The sequence below is a fragment of the Spirosoma flavus genome, from assembly GCF_054778555.1.
In genome coordinates, this window is sequence record NZ_BAAGZL010000001.1 from 907361 (window position 1) to 920268 (window position 12908).

The 12908-nt window shown below is 48.7% G+C and carries 12 protein-coding genes; 5 read left to right on the plus strand and 7 right to left on the minus strand.

Annotation, left to right across the window (positions count from 1 at the left end):
• Positions 1 to 49: 49 nt before the first annotated feature.
• From murA to ACYVF1_RS03530, 3 genes are all read left to right on the plus strand, one after another.
• Positions 50 to 1357, plus strand: a complete 1308-nt coding sequence (gene murA, locus ACYVF1_RS03520) for a UDP-N-acetylglucosamine 1-carboxyvinyltransferase (RefSeq protein WP_461075667.1) — start codon at positions 50 to 52, stop codon at positions 1355 to 1357.
• Between the two features lie 192 nt (positions 1358 to 1549).
• Positions 1550 to 2197: a DUF305 domain-containing protein gene (locus ACYVF1_RS03525; RefSeq protein ID WP_461075669.1), complete on the plus strand. Its 648-nt coding sequence runs from the start codon at positions 1550 to 1552 to the stop codon at positions 2195 to 2197.
• A 59-nt stretch (positions 2198 to 2256) separates the two neighbouring features.
• Positions 2257 to 3051, plus strand: a complete 795-nt coding sequence (locus ACYVF1_RS03530; RefSeq protein ID WP_461075671.1) for a bacteriorhodopsin — start codon at positions 2257 to 2259, stop codon at positions 3049 to 3051.
• Between the two features lie 33 nt (positions 3052 to 3084).
• Here the strand turns inward: ACYVF1_RS03530 and ACYVF1_RS03535 are convergent, their stop codons facing one another.
• Positions 3085 to 3654 carry a hypothetical protein gene (locus ACYVF1_RS03535; protein ID WP_461075673.1) on the minus strand — a complete coding sequence of 190 codons (570 nt, stop codon included), beginning with the start codon at positions 3652 to 3654 and terminating at the stop codon, positions 3085 to 3087.
• 212 nt (positions 3655 to 3866) lie between these two features.
• On the opposite strand from ACYVF1_RS03535, the gene lpdA reads away from it, so the two are divergent.
• Complete coding sequence (lpdA, locus tag ACYVF1_RS03540) at positions 3867 to 5267, plus strand: dihydrolipoyl dehydrogenase (RefSeq protein ID WP_461075675.1); 1401 nt, start codon at positions 3867 to 3869, stop codon at positions 5265 to 5267.
• A gap of 89 nt (positions 5268 to 5356) precedes the next feature.
• Positions 5357 to 6721, plus strand: coding sequence for a M28 family peptidase (locus tag ACYVF1_RS03545; protein WP_461077801.1), 1365 nt, complete (start codon positions 5357 to 5359; stop codon positions 6719 to 6721).
• Between the two features lie 105 nt (positions 6722 to 6826).
• Here the strand turns inward: ACYVF1_RS03545 and ACYVF1_RS03550 are convergent, their stop codons facing one another.
• The 6 genes from ACYVF1_RS03550 to ACYVF1_RS03575 form a co-directional block, all read right to left on the minus strand.
• Positions 6827 to 7975: a BamA/TamA family outer membrane protein gene (locus ACYVF1_RS03550; protein WP_461075677.1), complete on the minus strand. Its 1149-nt coding sequence runs from the start codon at positions 7973 to 7975 to the stop codon at positions 6827 to 6829.
• 96 nt (positions 7976 to 8071) lie between these two features.
• The gene (locus ACYVF1_RS03555; protein WP_461075679.1) at positions 8072 to 9739 is read right to left on the minus strand and encodes a hypothetical protein; all 1668 of its coding nucleotides are present in this window, start codon (positions 9737 to 9739) and stop codon (positions 8072 to 8074) included.
• A 75-nt stretch (positions 9740 to 9814) separates the two neighbouring features.
• Positions 9815 to 10306, minus strand: a complete 492-nt coding sequence (locus tag ACYVF1_RS03560; protein ID WP_461075681.1) for an NADH-quinone oxidoreductase subunit C — start codon at positions 10304 to 10306, stop codon at positions 9815 to 9817.
• Between the two features lie 3 nt (positions 10307 to 10309).
• Positions 10310 to 10513, minus strand: a complete 204-nt coding sequence (locus ACYVF1_RS03565) for a hypothetical protein (protein WP_461075683.1) — start codon at positions 10511 to 10513, stop codon at positions 10310 to 10312.
• A gap of 71 nt (positions 10514 to 10584) precedes the next feature.
• Entirely contained in the window at positions 10585 to 10833 is a 249-nt protein-coding gene (locus ACYVF1_RS03570; RefSeq protein ID WP_461075685.1) for a hypothetical protein, read from the minus strand.
• 45 nt (positions 10834 to 10878) lie between these two features.
• On the minus strand, positions 10879 to 12828 hold the full coding sequence (locus tag ACYVF1_RS03575; RefSeq protein WP_461075687.1) for a M1 family metallopeptidase: 1950 nt from the start codon (positions 12826 to 12828) through the stop codon (positions 10879 to 10881).
• Between the last annotated feature and the right edge of the window lie 80 nt (positions 12829 to 12908).

The following is a 12908-nucleotide window of genomic DNA, read 5'->3' on the forward strand; positions in this document are numbered from 1 at the left end:
GCATTAACCATTGTTCATTATACATTAACTACAATTCATCATTCCTAAAATGGCATCTTTTCAAATTACAGGTGGACGTACCTTAAAAGGTGAACTTATTCCACAGGGAGCAAAAAACGAAGCGCTGCAAATTCTCTGCGCCGTATTGCTTACCAAAGAACCGATCACCATTCATAATATACCAAGTATTCGCGATGTCAACCAACTCATTGATCTGTTGGGTGATTTGGGCGTATGGGTTACTAAAATTGGGGGTAATTCCTACCGGTTTCAGGCCAGCGACGTCAATCTCGATTACCTGGATACGGATGTCTACAAACGTAAAGCTGCCGCGCTACGTGGGTCGGTTATGTTGCTTGGACCCATGCTGGCCCGTTTCAAAAAAGGACGTATTCCCCGACCCGGTGGCGACAAAATCGGTCGTCGGCGACTGGATACCCACTTTCTGGGCTTCGAGAAACTAGGAGCGCAATTCAATTATGACGCAAACGATGGCGGCTATTATCAGGTCGATGCCAGCAATCTGCGCGGTACGTATATGCTGCTTGACGAAGCATCGGTAACGGGTACGGCCAACGTATTGATGGCCGCTGTGATGGCCGAGGGAACCACGACCATTTACAACGCGGCCTGTGAGCCTTACCTCCAGCAATTGAGCAAAATGCTCAACTCGATGGGCGCAAAAATTACGGGTGTTGGATCGAATCTGCTTACCATCGAAGGCGTTTCGGAGTTGAAAGGAACCGAGCATACCATGTTGCCCGACATGATTGAAATCGGATCGTTTATCGGCATGGCTGCCATGACACAATCGGAAATTACCATCAAAAACTGCCAGATTCCGGAGTTGGGCATTATTCCCGATCAGTTTCGACGGTTGGGTATTCAAATGGAATTTCGGGGCGACGATATTTTCATCCCGGCGCAGGAACGCTATCAAATCGACAGTTTTCTGGACGGCGGCATGATGACGGTGGCCGATGCGCCCTGGCCGGGTTTTACACCTGACTTGTTAAGTATTGTGCTCGTAACGGCCGTACAGGCACAAGGTACGTTACTTATTCACCAGAAAATGTTCGAAAGCCGCCTGTTTTTCGTCGATAAACTCATCGACATGGGCGCGCAAATTATCCTCTGCGATCCGCACCGTGCTACAGTTGTGGGTCTGAATCGTCAGATTCCGTTGAAAGGCATCCGCATGTCATCACCCGATATTCGGGCGGGGGTTGCTTTACTCATCGCGGCCCTGTCGGCACAAGGTACCAGCATCATCGACAATATCGAGCAGATCGATCGCGGTTACCAAAACATCGATTCACGTCTCAATGCGATTGGTGCAGAAATTATTCGGTTGTAGACTTGGAAACGACTTATTATTGAAAAAGACGGATGAATTTCATTCGTCTTTTTTTATTCAAAACAGCACTAATGCAAATCAAAGTCAGGTATAATTGCACCACCTCGCTAAACCTTCCCGACTTTTTTTTGTCTTTATTAGGTAACTCATTAAGGTTGACCTCGTCACACTAATTTAATAATCAGTTTACCAATGAAAACGCTCCCATCTAATCTGTCTATCTGGGCTTTTGTTGCCCTTTTATCCAGTGCTTCACTGAGTGCTTGCGCACAAGCTACCAGTGGAGCTGCTACGCAGAGTGCTCAAGCCGCTGATCCAGCCAAAACAGCACTTGTTCAGCCGATGCAGCAAACGATTACTAAAATGAAAAAACTGGTTGCTACCGGTGATCCCGATTTCGACTATGCTTATCAGGCTAAACTGCATACCCAGGGTGTACAGGATTTGCTAAATCAGGAAATTCAGAATGGCAAGGACCCCGCCATCCAACAACTGGCAAAAGATATGCTTCCCATTGCCACTAGTGATGTTACTATGCTCGATGGTACCATTAAGCAGCTAAAGCCAACGCGTCCGAATCAGGCATTTACGCAGCAACAGAGCCGTAATATCGAGGCTATGAACCTTAAATTACAGCAAAACGGTGCTAGCGACAAACTGACAAGCAGTCTGGATAAAAATTTCGCTACGTTGTTTCTAGACCAGCGTCAGGATGCAATCGATATGGCCACTACGTACCTGCAATACGGCAAGAATGAAACGTTACGTACCTACGCTCAACAACTGATCGATAAAGCCAAAAAAGATATGGAAGTGGCAAAAGCCGCCATGCCTAAATAAAACCTTTATACCTTAGATGCAGTAATGGTAGTATAACCAAACCTACCGTTACTGCATTTATGGAGATTGCTAATACGTTTATTCCAACAGCGGGTACTGCGGGGGTGCTGGCAATGATTGCTTATTTTTTTTTGCAGGTGGCCATGTATGGCTTTCTGGCCAGCTTTATCTTCTCGCTGGCCGTCCGCGATCAAATCCCTTCTGAACAACGTAATACCTTCTTGCTGACAGCGTTGGCTTCAGCCATTGCTGGATTGGTCTATTACCAGATTCAAACGCATTACGTTACGTCTCTTTCTGAATTAGCTACTGTAACTGACAGCAACGATCGGCAAACTTCTGTACGTGAGGGGTATAACGCGGTTGGTCAATACCGCTACGTTATCTGGTTCGTTACGTCCCCACTAGCTATCATTCAACTTCTCGCTCTTTTTGGTGTTCCGTGGGAACGTATCAAACGGCAATGGATGGGTTTATTGATGGCTGTGCTGTTTATGTTTCTGGCGAGCTACATCGGCCATCAGCAGCTTTCATTTGATAATGAGATCCAAACCGGGCCCAAACTGACGTGGGGACTTATCGCTCTGATTGACTACGTATTTATCTTTTTTACGCTGAATCGCCTTTGGAACGAGTTGGGAACGCAGCTGCCGGCTATCCTGCGACGCACATTTCGCCAGACGATGCTCCTATTATTAGCAGTTTGGGGCGTTTATCTGGTAGGATACATGCTGACGCTGCTACGTCTCGATTTCAATTGGATACACATTACGTTAACCCTTGCCGATATAGCAGGAATTATTGGAGTGGGAGCGATACGTTATTGGCAGAGTACTAGACTAGTTGAGTCTTAATTAGCATAAAAAGAACTTTATAATAATTAAGATTTACTGCACCCGTCCCTCAACCAGAAATTCGTTCTTGTCGAAATACGGTAGTTTCTGGTAGCCAGATAGTTTGTAATGTTTTATCTGCCATTCGCGACCAGCTGCGGGGCCGCTTTCCAGCAATACGTGTCGTTCGGAAGAGTATAGTGGATTGCTGGTTTGCATCACCGCTTCGATTCGGCGGGGCTGGCGCGACGTAGTATCTAACTGAACCGTAAGTGATTGAACCGCAAGGTGTTCTTCTTCAGGTTTCAGGGTATACTGATACGTTGCTGAGTCGGGGCGCGTAATGACGTAACTGTTACGTAGTGCCGGTTTGTTGATGTCGGCCTGTACAAACAACTCCAGTTCGTGGGCCCAGTTAATGTCGTGGGTATTTTGCTGATTTCGGTTTTCGTTGATGGCCACCGTCTTGTTGACTAATGGCTTCTGCGCCGATAAACCGGCAATCTGTTTCTGCACAAACCCTACTACGTCGTAATAAACAGGGGCCTGATTCTGCTGGGCGGGATTATTGCAACCGCTGATTAACAGCGGAACTACACAAAAAAGTAAAGGAATAAAACGCATAGGTGGACCAAAATAGACGCAAAACGGAGCGACTTCACAGAACTACCAACACGATTTTTTCGAAATCGGTTTGGGTAATCAAATTCTCGTCCAAAATTTGCATTTTGTTTCGATGAATGATGTTAGATAGAAGATGAACAGTATCCTACCGTTCAAATTTCTTTTTTCTTGCGTCTACAGGCTCTCTACTTAGTCGCTTATAAATTAATTCTATGGAATACGACGTAATTATGATTGGCTCCGGACCGGGTGGATATACCGGCGCGATTCGTTGTGCACAACTCGGACTGAAAACGGCCATTATTGAAAAATACCCGAGCTTGGGCGGTACGTGCCTGAACGTCGGTTGTATTCCGTCGAAAGCACTGCTCGATTCGACGGAGCATTATTACAATGCTGCCCACACCTTTGCCGAGCATGGCATCAAACTGGCTGATTTGCAAGTTGATCTGGCGCAGATGATTGCCCGCAAAACCAGCGTTGTCGACCAGACGACCAAGGGCATTACGTTCCTGATGAAGAAAAATAAAATCGACGAATATCACGGCGTCGGTTCGTTTGTTGATCCGCATACGATCAAAATCACCAAAAGCGATGGCAGCGAACAAACCATCACCGGAAAAAATATCATCATCGCTACCGGCTCGAAACCGTCGTCGTTCCCGTCGATGCCTATCGACAAAAAACGGGTCATTACGTCGACCGAAGCCCTGACACTTCAGGAAATTCCTAAGCACCTGATTGTAATTGGCGCGGGTGTGATTGGCGCTGAATTGGGTTCGGTATATGCCCGGATTGGCTCGAAAGTGTCGTTTGTGGAGTTTGCCGATTCGATGATTCCGACGATGGATAAAACGATGGGCAAGGAGCTGCAGAAAGTAGTCAAAAAACTCGGCGCCGATTTCTATTTCAGCCACAAAGTCACGAAAGTAGAAAACAAGGGTGATGAAGTCATAGTAAGCGTTGATACGCCAAAAGGCGAGCAGATAACCCTCACCGGCGATTACTGCTTGGTATCGGTTGGTCGTCGTCCATACACCGATGGTTTAAATCTGGAAGCCGCCGGTCTGAAAACCGACGATCGGGGACGTATCGAAGTTGATGAACACCTACGTACCAGCGTGCCACACATCTACGCGCTGGGCGACGTAATACGCGGGGCAATGCTGGCGCACAAAGCCGAAGAGGAAGGTACGTTTATTGCCGAAACCATTGTGGGGCAGAAGCCGCACATTCACTACCGGCTGATTCCAGGTGTTGTGTATACGTGGCCCGAAGTGGCTTCGGTGGGCTATACCGAAGAAGAAGTCAAAAAAGAAGGCATTCCGTATAAAGTGGGTTCGTTCCCGTTCAAAGCACTGGGCCGGGCGCGGGCTAGTATGGATGTTGATGGGCTGGTGAAAGTGCTGGCACACAAGGAAACCGACGAAATTCTGGGCGTTCACATGATTGGTGCCCGTGCCGCTGACATGATTGCCGAAGCCGTAACCGCCATGGAATTCCGGGCGTCGGCCGAGGACGTATCACGTATGTCGCACGCTCACCCGACCTATACCGAAGCGTTCAAAGAAGCCTGCTTGGCCGCTACCGACAATCGGGCGATCAATATGTAATACGTTCTTTGGAACAACGTAACGCCCGGTTGCTACGTAGCAACCGGGCCTTTTTGTATCTTGCTACGTTAACCAATACAACCTCAATCATGAAAAAAACGATTACACTTCTTCTCATTCTAACTGTTCACTACGTTCAGGCGCAGTACACTGATTCGGTGACCATCCGAAAAATTTACGATGAAGCGCTCTCGAACGGAAAATCCTACGAATGGCTCCGGCATCTGACCAAGAAAATCGGGCCACGATTGAGCGGTTCGGCGGGAGCGCAGAAGGCCGTTGACTGGACCAAACAAGTGATGGAACAGCATGGCTTCGACCGGGTTTTTTTACAGGATGTTATGGTACCGCACTGGGTACGTGGTGCCAAAGAAGAAGCGTACATCCTGAACGGGAAGCAGAAAACGGTGGTGCCTATTGCGGCCTTGGGCGGTTCCGTAGCGACTCCTCCCAAAGGCATCGGTGCGGGCGTTATTGAAGTCAAAAGCTTTGCTGAACTGCGGGCGATGAGTCCCGACAAGGTTAAAGGGAAAATCGTGTTTTTCAATCGCCCGATGGACCCAACCAAAATCAATACGTTCGAAGCTTATAGCGGGGCGGTGGAGCAGCGAGCCAATGGTGCTACCGAAGCAGCCCGTTTGGGCGCGGTTGGGGCCATAATACGTTCGATGACTAATGTTCATGACAATTATCCGCACGTAGGTGGTATGCGCTATGCGACGGGTGTACCCCTGATTCCGACGGCGGCTATCAGCACCAACGGAGCGGATTTATTAAGCAAAACCTTAGCCGAAAATCCAAACACTACGTTCTTCTTCAAACAGAATTGCGAAACGCTGCCCGACGCCAAATCCTACAACGTAGTGGGCGAAATTCGGGGAAGTGAGAAACCCGACGAAATCATTGTCGTTGGCGGCCACCTCGATTCGTGGGATCTGGCCGAAGGTGCGCACGACGATGGCGCTGGCTGCGTTCAGTCTATCGAAGTGCTACGTATCATGAAAGCGCTGGGAATCAAACCGAAACGTACCATTCGGGCAGTGATGTTCATGAATGAGGAAAATGGCTTGCGGGGTGGAATCCAATACGCCGACGTAGCAAAAAAGAATAACGAAAAACACATTGCAGCTGTAGAATCCGACAATGGTGGTTTCACGCCAAGAGGTTTCGGTATCGTCGGAACACCCGATCAACGGGCGAAAGTAATTCTCTGGAAACCACTACTTACGCCTTACGGCCTTCACGAAATCGGCGCTGGCGGTGGCGGTGCTGATATTGGTCCATTGGCGCAGTTAGGCACGGTACTCTTTGGCTTTAAACCGGATACACAACGCTATTTTGATTACCACCACACGATGGTTGATAACTTCGAAGCCGTTAGCCAACGTGAACTTGAACTCGGTGGTGCGTCGATGGCTGCGCTGGTTTATCTGCTGGATAAATACGGCTTATAGATGGGGAATTATAAAGTTGTAAGGTTGTAGGGTTATAGGGTTGTAAAGTTGGCTGACGCATTTAGAACTTTACAACCCTATAACCCTACAACTTTATAACTCCTCTCAAAACGACTCGCCGGTGAGGATGTAGAAACCGACGCCTTCGCGAGTGATGCCCATGTCGGCGCGGAGAAAAACATCTTTCTTCTTGAAAAGCAGGTAACGAACACCCGTGCCACCCGTTGGTAGTAGGTGATTAAACTGCACCTGATTGATGGCGGGCGCGACCGTGCCGACAGCCGCAAAAACAACGGCACCAAACCGCTGGCTGAACGGAAAAGGTAGCCAGCGATATTCAACCTGAGCGGCTGCGTAAAACTTATCCCGGTAACGGCCCATGTAATAGCCCCGCATAATCGTTTCGCCACCTAGCAGCGCCAGTTGATTAAATGGTACGTCTCCTGTTGTCAGGTTGCCGTATACCTGCCAGGCCAGCACCTGATTTTTTCGCATCGGATGATAGCCTCGTACATCGGCAAACAGGTTATGGAATGACAGCGAATTGCTACGTGATTGACCGTAGTTGAGATAAGCCACTTCCCCGAAAAAACCGCTACGTGGATTCAGGGCATTCGGACGGCTATCGTAAATAAGCCCCGGTCCAAGTCCAACGTTCGACGTACCGTTGCTGCCCAATGGAAGCTCGTGCGTCATGCCTTCGGGTTGTTCGAACTCGATATTGCTTAAATGTTGAAAATCAAGTTCTAGCCCGCCAAACAGGTTGGGTCGAATTCGGCGCATGGCTCGTTCGCGAAACTGAACGGAAAAGGCATCAACTGTGGCGGGATCGCCGGATTTTGTTTTAGGGCCAATTCCGTAATAGAGTAGGGGAAATCGCTGGATGCGCCCGCGCCCCAGAAAATACCATCGGTCGTTATCGCCGTAAATGGTGTGATCGAGGAAAAGTCCGTACTGGCCACGTAACGTAACAAAGCTAAATGTCTGTAATTCACTCAGGCGGTTCCGCTGGACTTTATTACGGGCGTGGTATAGATAGAGAGCCGATACACCCAATTCGAAACTGGTTTCTGGGGCGTAAGCTATCGTGGGATAAAACGAAACGTGCGGATTCGAGGACGACGTAGTATCGTTCAGAAAACGATCGTATAACCGCTTCACCAGCGTCTGAGCCAGCACGTCGACTGACGAACCTATAAATAAGCCAATCAGCAACAAATGCCTGACGAAATAATTGCTGTATGGCTTCCGCATAGAGTTGATCCTTCACTATGCAGAACTTAACCAGAATTTCACTACGTCGGTTTTGAACGTATCAACTTCGGGTAAGCACCAAAGCCAAACGTAGCATTAGAGGCTTTTGTCCAGCACCTTACGCGCTTCACCAATATCGGCAGGCAGCGGAGCATTACGTTTAACGATTTTGCCCGTTCGATTAATCACCATAGCCGAAATTTCACTGTCGGCACGCATTCGCTCAACGGCATCAAATAATTGATTGTCAGTAAGTAATAAATGATCGCCGATCAGGTTGTAACGGGTTGCGATTTCGGGCCATACCTGTTTGTTGGTATCGGGCATGGGTACGTAAATCAGTGCAAAGTCGCGAGGATTATACACATTTCGCAGGCGTTGTGCATCCTGTGCCGCCTGGCGCCCCGCTTCGTCATTTGGAACCATCAGTACGTAGATAACCTTTCCCCGGTTCGAATTGATCACCTTGTCGAACAACGTAGAGCCGCTGCCCAGGCGATTTTGCGTAACAAATACACCGGACGAAATTTCAACTGGTCTTTCTGAATTACCGGCGTTCTGCAAGGTTTGTACGGCCGCACGGATGCGCGTACTGTCCTTTATTTCAAGCCGATACAGCTCATCCAGCGATTGCCCCAGGGCAGGGTCTTTCACCTGTGGACGAGCGTAGTCATAAAGGAGTTTGGCAAAATCGAGGGTTAGCCCAGGCAACGTACTGGCCAGCCAATAGGCCGTCATGTAGCTCACGGCGGGGCCGTCAAACGCCTGTCTGCTACGTTCGATCATCGTTTCGTAGTTAACCAGCCGCTGCAACGTATCGGGGCTCCGTCGGACCAATCCTTCAAAAAAACGCAGATCAGCTGCGCGGGCTGAGTTTTTTAGCGCATAATCATTCAGTTTTAAGCGCTCATCAGCGGTCAGGTCTTTACCGTATCGATCAAGTAACGTAGCAAGCACGCGAACTGACAGGCCGTTGCGATTATTAGTAACAGTTGTGCTAACACGCTGGGTGACGTAGTTGGCAAATCGATTCATAGCCGACGCCCGCGCCAGCGTTAGTATCTGGTCATCGGTGGGACGTAACGAATCGATCGATATTTCCGATAAATCGTCGTTGTCGTAAGCGGCTTTGTCGTATAGAAAGGCTGCGGCATTGTATCGATTTGAATAACCAACCCAACGTACAAGCAGTGGAAACGGTTTTTCTTTAGTCGCAAAAGCCGCGAAAGGAGCCCGATAGGCATTGGCTACCAACTTGTAAGTGGCCTCATTGCCCATGTTATTAACCTGATTCGACAGCTTTTTGCCGTCGGGCTTGTTGGGATAATTCGCTTCGAAAGCCTTGTACCGGGCAAATTGTTGGTTCACCTGGGCATTTACGCCACCAAATTTGAACGGAACGGCCGTTGAAAACAGAGAATCCGCATCCAGATCAACAGTGAGCGTGCCGGGCGAGGCCAGAAGCGCGGTTGAAATGCGTCCGTAATTAAAAAATACCTCTTCCTGCGGATAAATCAGTGGCAGAGAAACCCGGAACGTACCGTCGAGGTTGAGCGGAGCGGGACGTACCAATTCGCGATTGGCCTGCAAAATATTCGTCCGGCTCATGAAAACGGTGGGTGCTTCGCGGTAGAGCCGGGCTGATAAATTTCGAATACGTCCGGTCACAATTACCGAATCGACGGACTGAGCGTGGGACGATACGTAGTGAAAACAGGCCGTAAAAAGTAGTAAGTAGAAGTAGCGTCGGTTCAGGATTTTCATTGCTTCGGGAAACAGATAAAGCAATAACAAACGAAAAGCCCAAACTGTCAACAATGGGCTAAAAATGTGGTCGTTTTACTTTGTTTTGGTGCCGTGATATTGATCTGCTTCCTGATAGTCAACCCGAAGAGGATGGCCAACCCAATCAGTAGGAAGCAGGATTCGGCGCAGGTCGGGGTGATTTTCGAACTGGATGCCTACCAGATCGAAAGCTTCTCGTTCGTGCCAGTCGGCGGTTCGCCAGATGTGGGCTACGCTCGGCACCGACGGCAAGCGATTGCTACCCGTGCTACGTGGCACCATGACTTTTAGCATCAGATTATGCTCGTAAGGAATGGAAGTAAAGTTATAAACAACCTCCATTGTATTGGCATCTGGCCCATTATCAATGCCCGTTACGCAGGATAAGAGATCAAAAAATAACCGTTTATCATCACGAAGAAACTGGCAAACGGCTACCAGACGTTCGGCAGGAACGATGAGAAACGGCTGGAAATTCTGAGTATTCACTTGCAGATCAGCGCCAAATTGGGTGGTGAGCAGGTCGGCGATTTCGGAGAAAGTCATTCGTTAGTACGGATTCGTATTAGGATTACTACGTGTGTCGATAATGCGCAGGACATAGAGGGTGTCATCAACTAATTCGTAATAGAGTGCATTATACGTATCAATCATTTTTCTTCGTACTCCGAACACCTTGCGAGATAGTGTGCCAATCTCAGGAGCAGATTCCAATACGTTGAGGCTTCTGTAAAAAGCGTTGACGAAACGCATCGCTACTTCAGGTGATCAGTTTTCTGCTAAAAAATCGGTTATATTATTTACGTCATCATCTACCGATGGCATTACAACGATTTTAACTGCGGCCACTTAGTTTCCATTTTACGTTTAAAATCATCCAAAGACATTCCTTTACCTTGACGAACTTCCTCACGAGCCTTCTCGAGCCCTGCTAGTTGTTCATCGGTTAAATCATCAAGTATGTCCCGGCTTATATCGCTCGATAAAATTCGGCTTACTTCAACTAAAATAGCTTCGTTCAACTGTTCATCGATTTGGAGATGAATCTTACTCTTCAGTTCCTGAATGCTCATCGACGTATTCGTTTTCTATGGAAAGATACAAAAAATCAGCCAGTCCTAGGCCAGCCAGGCCAGCCACTGCATCCAGTTTTCGACCCAGAACAGGAACCGAGTAGCGAATTTAGCCGCTGGTGCCGAGGTAGGCTCGAGGGTTAAGCTGTTGTTGTTCAGATCTGTATCCATATAGATTTTTTGCTTCGGGTCGACCTTTGCCCATACAGCTTTGGCGTTTTCAGTTACCGTAAACAGCCGCTGCCGACTTTTGCCATCCCAGAACAGCATCAATTCTTTATCATTGTCGAAATGCACCAATATGTCCACCGGCATCCGCCCATCGCCTTTGCGTTCTACCGTTACGGTCGATTGATAACCGTTCCCTATTTTTTTATTTCGGAGTGAAGTCAACTGATAATCCACGACCTGTTCGCCGTAGAGCACCTGTTCAAAAAACCAGTTCATGTCGGAGCCGTATTTCGATCCCAATCGCTTCGGAACGATTTCGTTGACAACGTCGATGAAGTTTTGCCCGCTCGGATGTTTAAACTTCCAGCGGATGAAATACGTCTGCATAATTTCGTCCATTACCGCCCGGCCAACCAACCCCTCCAGCGTTCGCATCCACGTAGCGGTTTTCATGTACGTCAGCACACCATACTGGCCATCAGGAAGTTGCCACGTATTGCCAAACGACGATCCAATGGCTGGATTATCCTGGTGCACGTAACTATCCCGCGACATTTCCAGATCACCCATCCGAAACCCGAACAGATTTACGACCGACTGACGAGCACCATACGTAGCATCCATGATTCGGCCTTCGTAATACTGATTTACACCTTCATCGAGCCAGGCTTCTTCGAATTCGTTCGTCGCCAGCAATTGCATAAAGTACTGATGACCAAACTCATGCACAACCACCTGTTCGGGGAAGAGAACGCCTTTGGGCAAAAAAGAAGCTGTTCCGGCAGTAATGAACGTCGGGTACTCCATTCCGGCTGCACCGTCGGCGCTGAGGGGAGGGTCAACGATGGTCAGATTTGGGAAAGGATATTTGCCGAGGTTTTTGTCAAAATAGGTCAATGCCGCTTTCGCAGCGTCCAGGTGCCGTTTTGCCTGATGCGCGTGTTCGGGCTGCATCACCAGCTCAATATCGACCGTACCACCCGAAGGACGTTTCCATTTGTCATTAATCACCTGGAAATGAGGAGAAGCAGTCCACGCAAAATCCACTACGTCTTCGGCGTGATAGAGAATGGTTTTGGTGCCATTCTTATGCATTTTTTCGGACTGAAACAGGCCAACTGCGCTGATCCAATACTCTTTTGGCGTCGTAATAGTCACGTCGTAAACACCATAATCGGCGTAGAATTCGGAATGGGCGTGAAACTGGTGGCAGTTCCACTGACCTGCCTTAGCGTAACGCGACCCGGCTGGCTCATACACCCCAATTTTCGGGAACCACTGGCCTACCAGAAAAAAGTCGTCTTCAAAACCAGTGCGGGCAAATATTTTCGGCAGTTTGGCGCGGAAAGCAATGTCCAGTACGATGGTTTGACCCGGTTCGAGGGGTTTGCTCAGCGGCACCCGAATCACAGTTTGGTCGTTGATGTTGTGATCGTCGGGCTGAATAAACTGATACATTAACGAGTTGCCACCCTTCTCGCGCATCGAAACAACGTCGATGGAGCCGTACGGATCAATTTTAGCGTTTCGGTCGATTTGTGTGCCCCGCAACTGCCCACCCGATTCGCGCATGAACGTAGTACGCTCGTTCTTGAACGCATTGAGATACAGGTGAAATTGCAATTCGGAAATCCGGTCGGGCGATGCATTCCGCCAGGTCAGCGTTTCGCGTCCGGTGATTTTTTTCGCGACGGGGTCGAGCGTTACGTCGATCTGGTAATTCGCCAGACGCGGGCTCAGGGGTGTCGGGAAAATAGGTTTCGTCGGTTGCGCAAGCCCTATCAACGTAGTGAAAAGCAAAGAAAGAAACAGTACGTGTTTCATGAAGAATCGTATGTCTGGCGGTGGATGCAAGGTAATTGAAAATTCGTTTGAACCGGCCAAACCCTGCTGACATAGGGCTG

Bases quoted from the DNA above. Each gene is read 5' to 3' on its own strand.
- ACYVF1_RS03570 (WP_461075685.1), bottom strand. From the start codon at position 10,833: ATGAGCATTCAGGAACTGAAGAGTAAGATTCATCTCCAAATCGATGAA.
- ACYVF1_RS03530 (WP_461075671.1), top strand. From the start codon at position 2,257: ATGGAGATTGCTAATACGTTTATTCCAACAGCGGGTACTGCGGGGGTG.
- lpdA (WP_461075675.1), top strand. From the start codon at position 3,867: ATGGAATACGACGTAATTATGATTGGCTCCGGACCGGGTGGATATACC.
- ACYVF1_RS03545 (WP_461077801.1), top strand. From the start codon at position 5,357: ATGAAAAAAACGATTACACTTCTTCTCATTCTAACTGTTCACTACGTT.
- ACYVF1_RS03550 (WP_461075677.1), bottom strand. From the start codon at position 7,975: ATGCGGAAGCCATACAGCAATTATTTCGTCAGGCATTTGTTGCTGATT.
- ACYVF1_RS03525 (WP_461075669.1), top strand. From the start codon at position 1,550: ATGAAAACGCTCCCATCTAATCTGTCTATCTGGGCTTTTGTTGCCCTT.
- ACYVF1_RS03575 (WP_461075687.1), bottom strand. From the start codon at position 12,828: ATGAAACACGTACTGTTTCTTTCTTTGCTTTTCACTACGTTGATAGGG.
- ACYVF1_RS03560 (WP_461075681.1), bottom strand. From the start codon at position 10,306: ATGACTTTCTCCGAAATCGCCGACCTGCTCACCACCCAATTTGGCGCT.
- ACYVF1_RS03565 (WP_461075683.1), bottom strand. From the start codon at position 10,513: ATGCGTTTCGTCAACGCTTTTTACAGAAGCCTCAACGTATTGGAATCT.
- murA (WP_461075667.1), top strand. From the start codon at position 50: ATGGCATCTTTTCAAATTACAGGTGGACGTACCTTAAAAGGTGAACTT.
- ACYVF1_RS03555 (WP_461075679.1), bottom strand. From the start codon at position 9,739: ATGAAAATCCTGAACCGACGCTACTTCTACTTACTACTTTTTACGGCC.
- ACYVF1_RS03535 (WP_461075673.1), bottom strand. From the start codon at position 3,654: ATGCGTTTTATTCCTTTACTTTTTTGTGTAGTTCCGCTGTTAATCAGC.